Source organism: Microbacterium hibisci (assembly GCF_015278255.1).
In the GTDB taxonomy this organism is placed as follows: Bacteria; Actinomycetota; Actinomycetes; order Actinomycetales; family Microbacteriaceae; genus Microbacterium; species Microbacterium hibisci.
This window is the reverse complement of sequence record NZ_JADIJC010000002.1, coordinates 388,514-404,010: the sequence shown is the minus strand read 5'-3', so window position 1 is coordinate 404,010 and position 15,497 is coordinate 388,514. Positions and strand designations below refer to the sequence as shown.

Below are 15,497 nucleotides of genomic sequence, written 5' to 3'. Positions count from 1 at the left end.
CGCGGCGGGTGGGTCAGGCGTTCTTGGCGTCGCGCCAGCGCAGCCACGACCGGATGAGGTCGTAGTCCCAGTCGGGGCCGTGGAAGCCGAGGGTGAAGAGGCGCACGCCCGCGGCATGCAGCTCGTCGGCGAAGCCTTCGTCGCGGCCGTGCAGCTCGTTGGAGATCACGAGGTTCGAGGTGTCGCGCTGCTCGCGGTCGGCCCAGCGCTCGATGACCTCGAGCTTGTGCGGCAGCTGGTCGGGGCGGACGAAGCTGTGCCACATGTCGGCGTGCCGCGCGACGAGGCGCAGCGTCTTCTGCTCGCCCGAGCCGCCGATCATCACCGGGATGTCACGCGTCGGCGCCGGATTGAGCTTCTGCCAGCGCGCCTCGATGCGCTCGAGGCCGGCGGCGAGGTCGTCCAGTCGCGAGCCGGCGGTGCCGAACTCGTAGCCGTACTCCTCGTAGTCGCGGGCGAACCAGCCCGAGCCGGTGGCGAAGATGAAGCGGCCGACGCCGTCCTTCGCCGAGATGTGGTCGATGGTGCGGGCCATGTCGGCCTGCAGGTCGGGGTTGCGGTAGCTGTTGCAGTTGACGAGCGCCCCGAACTCGACGCGCTCGGTCTGCTCGGCCCACGCGGCGAGCATCGTCCACGACTCGAAGTGCAGGCCCTCGGGGTCGCCCGTGAGCGGGAAGAAGTGGTCCCAGTTGAACAGGACGTCGACGCCCATCTCCTCGAGGCGAAGCACCGCGTCGCGGAACGAGGCGTAGGGGGCGTGCTGGGGCTGCAGCTGCACGCCGAGGCGCACAGGAGTATCGAGGAGGGGCATGGGGAAAGACTAGGGCCGCCGCGAGGGGGTGGTCCTCGTTCGAGGCAATGAGCCGAGATGCGGACCGGAAAGCCCGTTCCGGTCCGCATCTCGGCGCTGGCCCTCGATTGAGGACGCGCGTCACAGCCGACGCGCGCGCACCGCCTTGAGCGAGGCATCCACCGTGTCCCAGATCGCGACGCCCGCGAACACGAACCCGAGGACCACCGAGACGATCGCGCCGACCTCCGCGCCGCCGTCGGGGATGATCGTCGGGAAGAACGCGGGGTTGATCAGGCGTCCCTCGAACAGCAGCCACAGCGCCGGCACCGCGATGACGAGGTTCAGGATGCCGTTGGCCACGGCGAGACCGATCGTCCACCGACCGACCGCGTAGACCACGATCGCGAGCACCGCCTCGAGCGCCATCACCGCGAAGAGCGCGAGAATCCACCCCGGCCACAGCGCCGGGTCGAGGAACGACAGACCCGGGTCGGTCGGCACGAAGCCGACGAACAGGTCCCACAGCACGACGCCCACCATGATCGCGAGGAACGCCAGCGACGTGATCATGTCGCCGAGGCCGGCTCCGCGCTGACGCGGCTCGGGCAGCTGGTCGGGCGACCAGCGAGAGCCGTTGAGAGTGTCCTGTCCGCTGCGCTCGAGGACCACGAACACGAGCGTCGTCCAGAACGCCAGGTGCACCACGACCGACAGCAGGACCGGCACCACGGTGCCGACGATCTCGCCGAACGACTGGCCGTCGAGCACCAGCGCGAGCGACAGGCCGCAGGCGACGCAGGCGGGGACGATGGAGAGAAGCAGCTTCAGCAGCCGCCACCAGTCGAGGAAGTACTTCGGCCCGACCAGCCACAGCGGGCGATCGGCGTACTGCGCGGCGAGCTTGTCGGGGTCGCCGAGGTCGGTGAGCACCGCGCGCTCCGCCGAGGCGGGGTCTTCGCCTTCGGCGATGCGCGCCTCGATCTGATCGTCGATGGAGCCGCGCAGCTCGGCGGCGAGGTCGGGCCGCTGGTTCTCGGGGATACTCCGGGTCGCGGCGTCGACGTAGCGGTCGGTGAGGGTGGCGGGGGTCGTGGTGTGCATGTCAGTTCTCCTGAGGAAGGTCGTCGATCGCCGACGCGATCGCGCGGAAGTCGTCGGTGAGAGCGGACGCCAGGCGCGAGCCGGCGGCGCTGGTGCGGTAGAACTTGCGCGGACGGGACTCGTCGGTGTTCCACTCGCTCGTGAGGTACCCCTGCTTCTCCAAGCGGCGCAGCAGCGGGTAGAGGGTGTTGGCGTCGGTGGGGAAGCCGCGCTCCCCCAGCTCTTCGAGGAGCCCGTAGCCGTACCCCGGCGTCTCGAGCAGCCGCAGGCAGGCGAGCACCACGGTGCCGCGGCGCAGCTCCTGCAGGTGCGTCTCGAGGATCTCGGTCTCTGTCATGTCTCACACCATACTGTGTGCCACACACCATCGTCAAGAACACAATGTTCTCTGAGGATCGCGCCCAGGCGATGTGACGGGCCAGGATGGAGGACGTGATCAGCAGCCCGCTCCCCCCGCTCGATGAGATCCTCGCGACCGCGCGCGTGGTGGCACTGCCGTTGGCCACGCGGTTCCGGGGCGTCGACGTCCGTGAGGCCCTCCTCTTCGAGGGCCCGGAGGGCTGGGCCGAGTTCTCGCCGTTCACGGAATACGGCGACGAGGAGGCATCGACGTGGCTGGCGGCGGCGATCGAGGATGCACGGATGCCGCGACCCGCGGCCCTGCGTGAACGCGTCGGCGTCAACGCGACGGTGCCCGCGGTGGCTGCGGCATCCGTTTCCGGAGTCCTCGCCCGCTTCGACGGCTGCCGCACCGCGAAGGTCAAGGTGGCGGAGCCGGGCCAGGTGCTCGCCGACGACGTGGCGCGGGTGCGCGCGGTACGCGAGGCGATGGGGCCGGAGGGGCGCGTGCGGATCGACGCCAACGGCGCGTGGAACGTCGACGAGGCCGAGCGCGCGCTGCACGCGCTCGCGGAGTTCGACCTCGAGTACGCCGAGCAGCCGTGCGCGAGCGTCGACGAGCTCGCCGAGCTGCGCCGTCGCGTGAAGTACATGGGCATCCCGATCGCCGCCGACGAGAGCGTGCGCAAGGCGACCGACCCGCTCGCGGTCGCGCGCGCGGGCGCCGCCGACCTGCTCGTCATCAAGGCGCAGCCGCTCGGCGGCGTGCGCCGGGCCCTCGAGATCGTCGCCGCGGCCGGCCTGCCGGCGGTCGTGTCGAGCGCGCTCGACACCTCGGTGGGCCTGTCGATGGGCGTGGCACTGGCCGCCGCGCTCCCCGAGCTCGACTACGACTGCGGCCTCGGCACCGCCTCGCTGTTCACCGCCGACGTCGTGGATCCGCCGCTCGCGCCGCGGACGGGCGCCCTGCCGACGGGGCGCGTGACCCCCGACCCGGGGCTGCTCGACGCGCACGCGGCACCCGCCGACCGCCGCCAGTGGTGGCTCGACCGCCTCGCGCGGTGCCACGCCGTGCTGGATTCTCAGCGCTGACCACGCGACGGCGTCAACCCGCATGACGCGACATGTCGCCCTGTGACATGCCGTTGCCCAGGGTGACACGCACACGCTCACCGCCTCGGGGCGTCCTCGTACGGTCGCTGCATCCGGCCCATCCGCCGGATCAAGCACCGGAAGGGACGGCGACATGGCACACAAGAAGAAGCTCCGCATCGGTCTGGCCGCATACGGCACGGGCTGGGACCTGCGCGCGTGGAGACTGCCCGAGGCGAACAGTCAGGGGCTCATCGATCCGAGCGTCATCATCGACATCGCACGCATCGCCGAGCGCGGGAAGCTGGACTACATCTTCGCCGGCTCCGCTCTGAGCGCGGAGCCCGATGCGCTCCAGCGGATCCACCGCTGGGACAGCGCGGTCTTCGCGGGGTACGCCGCCGCGATCACCCGCAACGTCGGATTCCTGGTCTCGGTCAACTCGTCCTTCGAGCACCCCTACCTCGTCGCGCGGCAGATCGCCACGCTGGACAACTTCTCGCAGGGGCGCGCTGCGCTCAACGTCGTCTTCGGCATCGACCGCGCCGGCCGTCCGGACCTCAACTTCGGAAAGACGCTGGTTCCGGACGACGACACCAAGTACGCGCGAGCACGCGAGTTCACGGTGGTGCTCAACCAGCTGCTGCACAGCTGGGACCGGGACTTCGTGCTGGATGACAAGGCGAACGGGGTGCTGGTGCGACCGGACTCGTGGCGTCGCATCGACTTCTCCGGCGAGTTCTTCGAGGTGCGCGGACCCCTCAACGCCCCGCCGCCCGTGCAGAAGCAGATACCCAACGTGCACGTGGGCACCTCCGACGCGTCGCTCGCCTACGGCGCCGACCTCGCTCAGGTCCGCTTCTCCCCGTACTTCGGGCTCGAGGAGGGCCGAGAAGAGTATCGGCGCCTCAAGTCGCTCGTCGCCGCCCGAGGACGCGATCCCGAGACGTTCAAGATCATCCCCGGCGTGACGTTCTACGTGGGCGGCACCCTGCGGGAGGCGCGCGAGAAGTTCCGCGAGATCGAGCGGTTCCAGGTGACGACCCAGATTCCGGCCGCGTACTCGCGAGCCTTCGGGGTCGACCTCGCCGGCGTGAGCGAGGACGAGAAGGTGCTGAACGTCCTCAGCATCGACGACGTGGGTCCCGACAGCCTCACGCAGCTCGTCGAGGAAGATGCGCGCGGCCGGCACCGCGAGGGCCAGCCCCGTCAGAACGGCGACGACCGGACGTGGCTGCGGGAGGTCGTCTTCGACACCCTGGGTGACGAAGACCTGACTCTCGGCGAGCTGTACCGGTTCACCCTCAACCATCGGTACGCGCAGGGCGCACTCGTGGGAGACGCGCAGAAGATCTCGAACTGGCTCGAGACCCACCTCGAGGCGGAGGCACTCGACGGCGTGCAGCTCTTCCCGCCGTATCACCGAGGCCCGGCCGATGCCTTCGTCGACCTCGTGATCCCCGAGCTGCAGCGGCGAGGCATCTTCCGCACCGAGTACGAGTCGACCACGCTCGAGGGCAATCTCGGCACGACGCCCGACGACGTGGATCCGCGTCTCACGGCAGCGGACGCCGCCGCCGAGCGCGTCGGCGGCTGAGCGGCGTCCCATGACCAGCGTCCTCGAACGGCCGGGACAGCCGTCGGGCGTCGCCGGGGTGACCCTGCCCGTGGCGTCCGACGTGCTGGCCGCGCCATCGCCCCGACGACGAGTCCGGCGTCGCCGGGCCCCTCGCGAGCGGCGGGTCGCCGCCGCGATCCTCACCTGCCAGGTGGCTCTTCTCGCCGGGATCGTCCTGACCGCTCAGTACGTGGTGGATGCCGGGATCGTGGCGCCGATCTACCTCGCGTCGCCGTCGCAGATCATCCAGCAGTTCCCGGTGCTCGTGACCGAGCAGGACCTGTTCTTCCATACCGGGCTGACGCTGTACGCGGGCGTCGTCGGCACGACGCTCGGCATCGTCGTCGGCATCGCGCTCGGAGTCTGGTTCGGCCTGTCGAGCATCGCCGGCCGCTTCTTCAGCCCGTACGTCAGCGCACTCTATGCCATCCCCAAGGTGACGATCATCCCCCTGCTCACGCTCTACCTGGGCATCGGCGTCGACCACAAGATCGCGGTCGTCTTCCTCTTCTCGGTCTTCCTGCCGATGTTCTCGACGATCGCCGGGATCAAGCAGGTCGACCCGCGCCATGTCAAGGTCGCGCAGGCCAACGGGGCGTCTCGACGGCAGATCGTGTTCAAGGTGATCCTGCCCTCGGCGTCCACGTCGATCTTCACTGCCGTGCGGCTCGAGGGTGCGGGGATCCTCGTCGGAACGCTGTTCGCGGAGATCGTCGCTTCGACGGGCGGGCTCGGCTACCTCTTCAACCGGGCGACCGGGCTCTACGACACCCCGAGCCTGTTCGCCCTCGTCCTCTACGTCACGGTCTTCGCCGTCGCCATCATCGGGCTCGTGAACCTCCTCGAGCGCAAGGTGCTGCTGCGGTGGAAGTACGCGTGAGACCCACACACCCACACACCAAGGAGACCTCATGAACACCCTGCACCGCCCGACCCTTCGCACGGGCACGGCCGCGCCACTCGCCGCGCTGGTCGCACTGCTCGCGCTCAGCGGCTGCGCCGCCCCGGCGGCTGAAGCCCAAGATCCCGCCGGGACCGCGTCCGAGCTGACCACGATCCGGCTGCCGGACTCCACGAGCTACACCCAGCTCCCCCTCGTCTACGCCGAGGAGAACGGCTTCTTCGAGGAGGAGGGGCTGCAGGTCGAATGGGTCCAGACCAGCGACGCGGTGGTCTCGGCGGGCGCGGGCGACATCACCTTCGCGTTCGGTCCGACGACGTCGCACCTGCGTGCTGCGGCGAACGGGGCGCCCATCAAGATCGTCGGAGCGGGCTTCCGCAGCAAGGGCCCGTTCTGGCTCATCGCCCGCGAAGGCATCGAGACGGTCGAGGAACTGGAGGGGAAGACTGTCGGCATCGGCGTCGCCGGGTCGGGTCTGGAGACCTACGCGATCAAGATCCTGGACGCGCACGGCATCTCGGCGGACGACGTCACCCTGGTCGAGTCGGGTGTGCAGGAGACCGCCTACGGCGCCCTCAGCACGGGGCAGGTCGACGCCACGATCATCCACCAGCCGTTCGCGGCGCTCGGCGAACTCGAGGGCAAGTCGGTGACGCTCGCGCGCGGATGGGAGTACCTGCCGACCTATCAGACCGGTGATCTGATCGCCGGGGACGTGACGATCGCGAACGAGCCTGAAGTGCTCGAAGCCGGACTGCGCGTCTATTACCGCGCGTACGAGTACGCCAAGGCGAACTACGACGACTACATCCCCTGGCTCCAGGAGAAGCTGTCGACGATCGATCCGGAGGCGGTGCGCCAGGCGATCGAGCTCGAGGACGTGATCTGGGAGGGCAACGCCGCGATCGACCTCGAGGCGATCGAGGAGAGTCAGCGCATCGAGATCGAGGTCGGGCATCAGGACGACTACTACGACGCCGAGAAGTACATCGATCTGAGCCACGTCCCGGAGGAGTACGTGTACGACTTCGTGTATCCCGACCCCAAGACGGCCGACGCGGAGGCCGGCGAGTGACGGCGTCTCCCGTCTTCGACGTGGCGGGCGTGTCCCGGGTGTACCCGGGCACGCCCCCCACGCTCGCACTCGACGACATCGACCTCGAGGTTCGCGACGGCGAGTTCCTCGTGCTGCTCGGCCCGAGCGGATGCGGCAAGAGCACGCTCCTCGAGCTGCTCGCCGGTCTCCAGTCTGCGGATGCGGGCACCATCCGGTATCGTGGCGCGCCGCTCGCGGGACCCAGCGCGGAGCTCGGCGTGGTCTTCCAGGATCCCGCGCTCTATCCGTGGCGTACCGTCGCGCGCAACGTCGGTCTCGGTCTGGAACTGCGCCGCGGCGGGCGGAGCGAGCGCCGCGCGCGTGTGCTCGCCGAGCTCGACCGCGTCGGCCTCGCCGCGTTCGGCGACCACTACCCGCACCAGCTCTCGGGCGGCATGAGGCAACGAGCCGGCATCGCGCGCGCTCTCGCGGGCGACCCGCGGGTCCTGCTGATGGACGAGCCGTTCGGAGCGGTCGACCACCTCACGCGGGTGCAGCTGCAGCAGGACCTGCTCCAGCTCTGGAGCGAGGATCGCCGCACGGTGGTCTTCGTCACCCACGACGTCGGCGAGGCGGTCTTCCTCGGCGACAGAGTCGTCCTCCTCTCGCCTCGCCCGGGGCGCGTCTTCCGCGAGTTCGACATCGCCGAGCCGCGGCCGCGACGCCGGGGCGAGCCGGGCCTGCTGTCGCGCGAGGCCGAGATCTACGACGCGCTTCGCGACCTCGACGCGGGACCGCTCGCCGCGGCCGACGTGTGACGCCTCAGCGTTCGACGGGGCGCCCGGAGTCGGCGCTCCACGCCGACCAGGATCCGACGTACAGTCCCGCGGGGATCCCCAGCGAGTGCAGGGCGAACACGGTCGCGGAGGCCGCCACGCCTCCGCCGCAGTAGGCGGCGACGGGCGCGTCGGGCGCGGCGCCCAGCGCTTCCGCCCACCGGCGCAGCTCCTCGTCGGGAAGAAGGCGTCCGTCGCGGAAGAGGGCCCCTCCCGGCGCATTCACCGCACCGGGGATGCGGCCGCGCTCGAAGGCGGATTCGGGGCGCGCGTCGATGAGGACCCCCTCCGACGCGACGTCACGGGCGCCGTCCGCATCGAGCGGCGGGACCGCCGACAGCGAGGGCTTCGCACCGACGACACCGGACGGCACTCCCCGCGCTGCTGCGGACGACGCAGGTCCGGAGCCGAGGCTCCCACCCGCCGCGACCCATGCGCCCCGCCCGCCGTCCAGGACCCGCACGTCGTCGATCCCCGCCCAGCGGAGCACGAACCACGCGCGCGTGGCGATCGTGCTGTCGGCGGGGGTCCTCGCCGCGACGATGACGCTGGTGCCGCGCCGGATCCCCCAGCGCGTCAACGTCGCGGCGAGCCGGTCGGGGTCGGGAAGCGGGAAGCGTCCGCCGTCGGGCGAGGGATCCCCCGCGAGGTCCGGCGTGAGCACCGCGACGTGGGCGCCCTCGATGCGCGCGGCGGACGGTTCGAGAGGCTCCCGCGACGCCTCGAGGAACACGCTGTCGAGGGCGCGCACGGCGTCCTGCGGGCTGATGAGGACAGAGGCACGGGCAGTGGGCGCGACGGTGACGGTCATGCCGGGGAGAGTAGCCGCATGTCCGCGCGACGCCGGCCGCCGTTGCCTCGCATTGCGGACAGTGACGTCGCGTTGCGGAGCGAGTCGCTCGAGCTGCCTCAGAAGAGCGAGCGGCCCTCGTCCAGGCGGCGGCGCACGTCGCGCAGCTGACGGCGCACCGGCGCCTCGCGCACGGCGATGGGCGCGAAGCGCATGAACCGCGCCAGCCGCCTGTTGAACCGGTCGAAAGCGCGGGCGTCGGCATCCGTCCACGACAGCTTCATCAGCGTGCGGAACGCCGGTCCGAGGTACCCCGCGACCAGGCGCTGCCGCAGCCGCAGAACGGGCGCGGGGATGCGGCGACCCAGGTACTCGAGCCGCACGATGCGCGAGAGGTAGTCGCGGGTGCGCTCGTCCATGGTCAGACCGGCGACCTCCGTGCTCCAATACGTCTCGAAGTCGTCGCGCGTCGCCGGCCACGACTCGGGCGGCAGCTGCAGCGTCGTGCCGAACACGCCGCCCTGGCGGTAGAAGCGCTCGCGGAACTCGCCCCGCAACGGACCGTGCACCCGTTCGTACGCGTGCTCGGCGCCGAGGTACAGGCACGCCGCCACCCAGAGCTGCAGGGCGGGGTCGAACGCGTCGTAGCCGACCGGATGCCCGGGCTCGGAGCGCACGTGCGCGTGCGAGGCGTTGGTCGCCCGGCGCATCGCGGCGCGCTCCTCGGCGCCGCCGAGCATCGTGACCGCGATGTAGGCCATCGTGGTGCGCGCGCGCCGCTTCGGGTTCTTGAAGAGGTTGCCCTCGTCGACCTTGCTCTCCATGACGCCGTAGGCGACGGCCGGCCGCGAGAGCTGCATGATCACATTCGATGTGCCCGCGGTCAGGATGAACCAGTTCACCGCCTGCCGCAGTGCGTCGTTCTCCATCGCGTCCAGCTGCTGTCGCCGCTGCGCCTTCGTCGTCGAGCCTCCGGCTTCGTCGCCCGTGGTCATGAACGCACCTTAGCGCAGCTTGTGAACCGTCGTTCACAAATCTTCGGTGGTGTGCGCGGGTGCGACGCCGTCAGTCGGCGATCGGGTCGACGAGCGCGGTGGCGAGGCGCGCGGTGCGCTCGTTGACGAGCCGGTGCGTCTCGGTGGCGCCGAGGCCCGACATGATGGCGAAGGCGGAGGCGTCCTCCCACGTCTGGAGGATGAGCCCGGCGAAGTCCGCCGCGGGAACGCGCAGCCGGAAGCCGTACGTGTGGGCGAGCTCCTCGATGAACGAGCCGACGCGCTCGACCATGCCGGCCTGCCACGCGAGGTAGGTCTGGGCGAGCCGCGGGTCGCGCATCGCGCGCGTGCGGATCTCGCTGGTCAGCAGGATCCCCTGCTTCTTCTCGAAGGCGACGTCGAGCAGCTGTCGCACGAGGGCGCCCGGCTCGACGTCCTCGCCACGAGCCTGCAGCAGGGCGACCCGCTCGGCGACCTCGTCGATCTTCTCGCCCGCGACCCGTTCGGTGAGGGCAAGCATGAGCTCGTCCTTGGTCTCGAAGTTCGAGTAGAACGCGCCGCGCGTGAACCCTGCGCGCTCGCAGATCGCTTCGACGGATGCCGCGTCCAGGCCGACCTCGGCGAACACCAGCGCGGCGGCGTCCAGCAGCTTCTGCCGGGTCGCCTCGCGCCGGGGCGATGTCACGGTCGTGTCGGTCAACGCTTCCTCCTTCGCCAGTCTCACACGCACTACTCAGTTTCGGGACCGCACCCCGCCATACGATACACTCATGTATCCGATACAGCGCTGTATCGAAAGAACCCGAACCACTCACCCGTAATCCGGAGGCGCTGTGTCGACCCTTCTGTATGCGCTCGGCCGCTGGACCTACCGCCACCCCTGGCGAGTCCTGGTCTCGTGGCTGCTGCTGCTGGGCGTCGCCCTCGGCTTCGCGATCCCCCACCTGGGCGGCACCGACAACTCGTTCTCGATCCCCGGCACCGAGGCGCAAGAGGGAATCGAGCTGCTCGACCGCAGCTTCCCGCAGGCCAGCGGCACCAGCGCGCAGCTGGTGATCGTCGCGGCCGACGGCGAGCAGATCGACGAGGATCCCTACGCCGGCGCGATCGGCGACACCGTCGCGCACCTCGAGGACCTCGACGGCGTCATCGCCGTGACCGACCCGTTCAACGAGATGGTCACCGGCATGGTGTCGGACGACGACTCCGCCGCGATCATCCGCCTGCAGTTCGACGGACAGGCGACCGACGTCTCGGACGCGACCAAGACCGGGCTCGAAGACGTCGCCGACGACCTCCGCGAGACCCTTCCCGAGGGCTCGCAGGTCGCCATGGGCGGCGACCTCTTCTCGACGTCGGTCCCCGCGCTCTCGATCATCGAGGCGGTCGGCGTGCTCATCGCCCTCTTCGTGCTGATCGTCACGTTCCGCTCGTTCGCGGTGGCGTGGTTCCCGCTCGTGTCCGCGCTGATCGGCGTCGGTCTCGCGATCGCCCTGATCTTCGTCGCCACCGCGTTCGTGTCGGTGTCGTCGACGACCCCCATGCTCGCGATCATGCTGGGGCTCGCGGTAGGCATCGACTACGCCCTCTTCATCGTCGCCCGACATCAGGACCAGGTGCGCACCGGCGTCGAACCCGAGGAGTCCGCAGCACGCGCCACGGGCACGGCCGGCTCGGCCGTCGTGTTCGCCGGCATCACGGTGCTCATCGCCCTCATCGGCCTCGGCTTCGCCGGCATCCCGTTCCTCACCACGATGGGCATCGCGGCGGCCGTCGCGGTGGCGATCGCCGTCGTCGTGGCCCTCACCCTGACCCCCGCCCTCCTGGGCTTCGCGAAGCACCGCGTCGCCGGCTGGGGCCACGGCCGCAAGGCCCGCGGCCTCCCCCTCGCCTCTCCCCGCCGCGCTGCCGCAGCCGCAGCTGCCTCGACCTCCTCGAAAGCCGCCACGTCGAGCAACCTGGCCGCCTCCTCCCCCCTGGACGGACCCGACGCCACGCACACCGACGGGCGCGCGGGAGCGCCGACCGAGGTCGCGAAAGCGCGCGAACTGCCAAGCAACCAAGGCGATCTCGAAACCGCCGGCCAGCCTCACCAGACCACGAAGCGGACCAATCGCTGGGTCCTGCTCGTCACCCGCCACCCCTGGATCACGACAATCGCGGTCGTGCTGACGCTCGGGGTGATGGCGATCCCCGCGGCGAGCCTCGCCCTCGCCCTCCCGAACGCGGGCCAGCAGCCCGAGTCGAGCCAGGCACGCCAGGCGTACGACCTCACCGCGGAGCACTTCGGCCCCGGCGCGAACGGCCCGCTCATCATGACGGGCACGATCGTGACGTCGACCGACCCGCTCGGCCTCATGGCCGACCTGGCCGACGAGATCGAGCAGGTCCCGGGCGTGAAGGAGGTCGCCCTCGCGACGCCGAACGAGACCGCCGACACGGGACTCGTCCAGATCGTTCCCGAGACCGCGCCGGACGACCCGGCGACCGCGCAGCTGGTGCGCGACCTGCGCGCGCTGGCGCCCGAGCTGAAGGACGAGTACGGCGTCGACCTCGTGGTGACCGGATTCACCGCCGTCGGCATCGACATCTCCGACCGGCTGGGTGCGGCGCTCCTGCCCTTCGGCGTGTTCGTCGTCGGCCTGTCGCTCGTGCTGCTGATGATCGTGTTCCGATCCGTGTGGGTGCCGATCAAGGCCGCGCTCGGCTACCTGCTCTCGGTGGCCGCGTCGTTCGGCGTGGTCGCCGCGGTGTTCGAGTGGGGCTGGGGCGCAGAACTCCTCCACGTCGACAAGACCGGACCCGTCATCAGCTTCATGCCCATCATCCTCATGGGCGTGCTCTTCGGCCTCGCGATGGACTACCAGGTGTTCCTCGTCAGCCGCATGCGCGAGGACTACGTCCACGCGCGCCGCGCGGCCGGCGCCCACGCGACGCGCAGCCGCCGCGACATCGCGATCGGTGCCGTCCGCTCGGGCTTCACCGCCTCGGCTCGCGTGGTCACGGCCGCCGCGATCATCATGTTCGCCGTCTTCGCCGCGTTCGTGCCCGAGGGCGACTCGTCCATCAAGCCCATCGCGCTGGGACTCGCCGTCGGCATCGCCGTCGATGCGTTCCTCGTGCGCATGACCCTCGTGCCCGCGGTCATGGCGCTGCTCGGCGACAAGGCGTGGTGGATGCCGCGCTGGCTCGAGCGGATCCTCCCCCACTTCGACATCGAGGGCGAGGCGGTCGAGCGCGAACTGTCGCTCGCCGACTGGCCCGAGCCGAACACGACCGCCGCGGTCGTCGGCCAGGGCGTCGCGGTGCGGGCCGACGGCGGCGGCTCGGTGGGGGAGGTCGTGCTCTTCGAGGACGCAAGCTTCCGGGTGGAGCCCGGTGGCACGCTCATCGCCACGGGCGACCCTCGCGCGACGCGTGCCTTCGCGCTCACGATGGCCGCCCGCGTCGCGCCGACCGACGGCCGGCTGCGCGTCGCCGGGCACCTGCTGCCCGAGCGCGCCGCCTGGGTGCGGGCTCATGTCGGCGTCGCCCTCCTCGGCGACGGCGACGATCGCGTGGCCGCGCTGCGACGGGCGCTCGCCGGCAAGGCGACGCTCGTCGTCATCGAAGGCGTCGACGCGCTCGACGCGGCCGAGCGCGATCAGGCGGCCGCGGTGCTGCGCGACGCGGCGAGCGCGCTGCGCGGGGTGGACGACACCGCCCGGCTGACGCTGATCGTGACCTCCCGCACCGAGAGCGCGTCGCTCGCGCTGCTCGCGGACGCCCACCGCACCGACGTGACGTCGATCGCGCTGCGCTCGGCGACCACTCAGACCACCACCACCGCAGAGGTGAACGCATGACCGCCCACTGGACCACCGCCCTCGAGCGCTCGCGCTCGCGCCGGCCCATCACCTGGCTCACGCTCATCGGCGTGCTGCTGCTCCCGGTCGTGATCGGCGGCATCCTCGTCGCCGCGCTCTACAACCCGGTCGAACGCCTCGACAACCTCACCGCCGCCATCGTGAACGACGACGAGCCGGTGACGATCGACGGACAGATGGTGCCGCTCGGCCGCCAGCTCACGGCGGGTCTGGTCGAGGGCTCGGACGACCTCGACAGCAACCTCAGCTGGACGCTGTCGAACGCGGAGGATGCCGAGGCCGGCCTCGCCGACGGCACCTACGCCGCCGTCATCACGATCCCCGAGAACTTCTCGGCCGCCGCGACGTCGACCCAGCCGGGCGAGGTGCCGGAGCAGGCGACGATCGAGGTCACGACTCCCCCCGACAGCCTGATCGTCGACGACGCCATCACGGCGCAGGTGGCCTCGGCGGCCGCGTCGACCATGGGCACCGAGCTGTCGACCGTCTACCTCGAGAACGTCTTCCTGGGCTTCACGACGCTCGGCGAACAGCTGGGCACCGCCGCCGACGGCGCGTCTCAGCTCGCCGACGGCGCGACCCAGGCCGCCGACGGCGCCTCGCAGCTGCCCGGCGGCATCTCGCAGCTCGCCGACGGCAGCTCGCAGCTCTCGAGCGGCGCGTCGCAGCTGGCGAGCGGCGCGGGCCAGGTCGCGGGCGGTGCGACCGCGCTGCAGTCGGGCCTCACGACCCTCGCCGACAAGACGCGTGAGGCGGCCGCCGGAGCCCAGCAGATCGCGGACGGCGCGAACGCCGGCGCGGCGGCGCTGGAGCAGAGCGGGATCGTGCCCAGCGAACTCACGCAGGTCGCGGGCGGCGCGAACGCCGCGACCGCTGCCGCAGCGGCGGAGGCGAAGGCGAACTTCGAGGCCCTCCAGACCCTCGCAGCCTCCTGCGCCCAGCCCGGCGACTTCTGCGCGAAGCTGGGAGCCGCTGTCGCCTCCGCGGGCAAGACGTCCGCGATCCTCAACGGCACCGACCCGGTGCAGAATCCCGGCGCGGTGGCGCTGACCGAGTACACCGCGGACGGCATCGCCCAGCTGAACGCCGGCGCCACGGCCGAGTTCGCTGCGCAGTTCCGCCAGCTCGGCGCCGGCGTCGGCACCCTCGCCGGCGGCATCGGCCAGCTCGCGGGTGGCATCGACCAGTCCGCGGCGGGTGCCGGCCAGCTGGCGACCGGTGTGACCGGCCTGCAGAGCGGCGCCAGCGGGATCGCCGACGGCGCGTCGCAGCTCGCCTCCGGTGCGACGCAGGCGGCCGACGGCGCGACGAGTCTCGCCGACGGCGTGGCCCAGCTCGCCGACGGCACCGGTGAGCTCGCGAGCGGGCTGGCGACGGCATCCGATTCCATCCCCTCGTACACCGACGAGGAGGCGACCGATCTCGCGTCGGTGGTGTCCGACCCGGTCGCCGCCCAGGGCGTCGGAACCTCGCTGTTCGGCGCGTCGGCCGTGCCGCTGCTGGCGACGCTGGCGCTGTGGTTCGGCGCGCTCGGCACGTTCATCGCACTCCAGGCGGTGTCGCGCCGCGCGCTCACCTCGCGTCAGCCGTCCGCGCTGCTCGCCCTGCGCTCGTACGCGCCGGCGGCGGCACTGGGCGCCCTGCAGGGGCTGCTCGTCGCGGGCGTCGTGCAACTGGCCGCATCGTACTCGTGGAGCGAATGGTCGGTGTTCGCGGTGGTCTGCGTGGTCGCCGGCATCGCGTTCGCAGCCGTCAACCAGGCGCTCGTGGCGGTCTTCAGCGGCGCCGGTCGGTGGATCGCCGCCCTGATCGGCGTGTTCGCGGTCGCCACCGGCATCGTCTCGACGGTTCCGGGCGTGCTCTCGGGCCTCGCCGGCCTCATGCCCACGACCCCTGCCTACAACGGCATGGTCGCGGCCCTCACGTCGGCGTCCGGCCTCGGCGCGGCCATCGCCGGACTCGTGGTGTGGACGCTGCTGGCGCTGGCCGCCACGATGCTCGCCGTCGCACAGCGCCGCACCACCACGGCACGCGCCCTGCTGAAGGCGACCCCCGTCGCGGCCTGACCGCGGCACGACGGAGCCCCGGACGCCTCGAGCGCCCGGGGCTCCGTCGTGCCGGCCGCATGGC

The 15,497-nt window shown here is 71.2% G+C and carries 13 protein-coding genes; 7 read left to right on the top strand and 6 right to left on the bottom strand.

All coding sequences use genetic code 11. The annotated features are described in order from the left end of the window. Positions 1-13: 13 nt before the first annotated feature. From IM770_RS05870 to IM770_RS05860, 3 genes are all read right to left on the bottom strand, one after another. The gene (locus IM770_RS05870) at positions 14-811 is read right to left on the bottom strand and encodes an LLM class F420-dependent oxidoreductase (RefSeq protein WP_203580199.1); all 798 of its coding nucleotides are present in this window, start codon (positions 809-811) and stop codon (positions 14-16) included. Between the two features lie 120 nt (positions 812-931). Then, positions 932-1,894, bottom strand: coding sequence for a permease prefix domain 1-containing protein (locus IM770_RS05865; protein ID WP_203580198.1), 963 nt, complete (start codon positions 1,892-1,894; stop codon positions 932-934). Position 1,895: 1 nt separating this feature from the next. After that, complete coding sequence (locus tag IM770_RS05860; protein ID WP_203580197.1) at positions 1,896-2,231, bottom strand: PadR family transcriptional regulator; 336 nt, start codon at positions 2,229-2,231, stop codon at positions 1,896-1,898. A 95-nt stretch (positions 2,232-2,326) separates the two neighbouring features. Between IM770_RS05860 and IM770_RS05855 the strand changes: the two genes are divergently transcribed. From IM770_RS05855 to IM770_RS05835, 5 genes are all read left to right on the top strand, one after another. Next, on the top strand, positions 2,327-3,325 hold the full coding sequence (locus IM770_RS05855; protein WP_307785382.1) for an o-succinylbenzoate synthase: 999 nt from the start codon (positions 2,327-2,329) through the stop codon (positions 3,323-3,325). A gap of 154 nt (positions 3,326-3,479) precedes the next feature. Beyond that, entirely contained in the window at positions 3,480-4,922 is a 1,443-nt protein-coding gene (locus IM770_RS05850) for an LLM class flavin-dependent oxidoreductase (protein ID WP_203580195.1), read from the top strand. A gap of 10 nt (positions 4,923-4,932) precedes the next feature. Continuing rightward, complete coding sequence (locus IM770_RS05845) at positions 4,933-5,823, top strand: ABC transporter permease (protein ID WP_203580194.1); 891 nt, start codon at positions 4,933-4,935, stop codon at positions 5,821-5,823. A gap of 31 nt (positions 5,824-5,854) precedes the next feature. Then, complete coding sequence (locus IM770_RS05840; RefSeq protein ID WP_203580193.1) at positions 5,855-6,919, top strand: ABC transporter substrate-binding protein; 1,065 nt, start codon at positions 5,855-5,857, stop codon at positions 6,917-6,919. Beyond that, the gene (locus tag IM770_RS05835; protein WP_203580192.1) at positions 6,916-7,698 is read left to right on the top strand and encodes an ABC transporter ATP-binding protein; all 783 of its coding nucleotides are present in this window, start codon (positions 6,916-6,918) and stop codon (positions 7,696-7,698) included. Before IM770_RS05840 ends, IM770_RS05835 begins: the two co-directional genes overlap by 4 nt. Before the next feature lie 4 nt (positions 7,699-7,702). Here IM770_RS05835 and IM770_RS05830 read toward each other — a convergent pair whose 3' ends face one another. From IM770_RS05830 to IM770_RS05820, 3 genes are all read right to left on the bottom strand, one after another. Then, positions 7,703-8,527 carry a sulfurtransferase gene (locus IM770_RS05830; protein ID WP_203580191.1) on the bottom strand — a complete coding sequence of 275 codons (825 nt, stop codon included), beginning with the start codon at positions 8,525-8,527 and terminating at the stop codon, positions 7,703-7,705. Between the two features lie 98 nt (positions 8,528-8,625). Further along, complete coding sequence (locus IM770_RS05825; protein ID WP_203580190.1) at positions 8,626-9,501, bottom strand: oxygenase MpaB family protein; 876 nt, start codon at positions 9,499-9,501, stop codon at positions 8,626-8,628. Between the two features lie 70 nt (positions 9,502-9,571). Continuing rightward, complete coding sequence (locus tag IM770_RS05820; RefSeq protein ID WP_203580189.1) at positions 9,572-10,201, bottom strand: TetR/AcrR family transcriptional regulator; 630 nt, start codon at positions 10,199-10,201, stop codon at positions 9,572-9,574. Positions 10,202-10,334: 133 nt separating this feature from the next. Here IM770_RS05820 and IM770_RS05815 point away from each other — a divergent pair, with 133 nt between their 5' ends. Together IM770_RS05815 and IM770_RS05810 are read left to right on the top strand one after the other, a co-directional pair. Continuing rightward, the gene (locus tag IM770_RS05815; RefSeq protein ID WP_203580188.1) at positions 10,335-13,346 is read left to right on the top strand and encodes an MMPL family transporter; all 3,012 of its coding nucleotides are present in this window, start codon (positions 10,335-10,337) and stop codon (positions 13,344-13,346) included. Next, on the top strand, positions 13,343-15,433 hold the full coding sequence (locus tag IM770_RS05810) for a YhgE/Pip domain-containing protein (protein ID WP_203580187.1): 2,091 nt from the start codon (positions 13,343-13,345) through the stop codon (positions 15,431-15,433). The genes IM770_RS05815 and IM770_RS05810 overlap by 4 nt, the downstream gene beginning before the upstream one ends. The last annotated feature ends 64 nt before the right edge of the window (positions 15,434-15,497 follow it).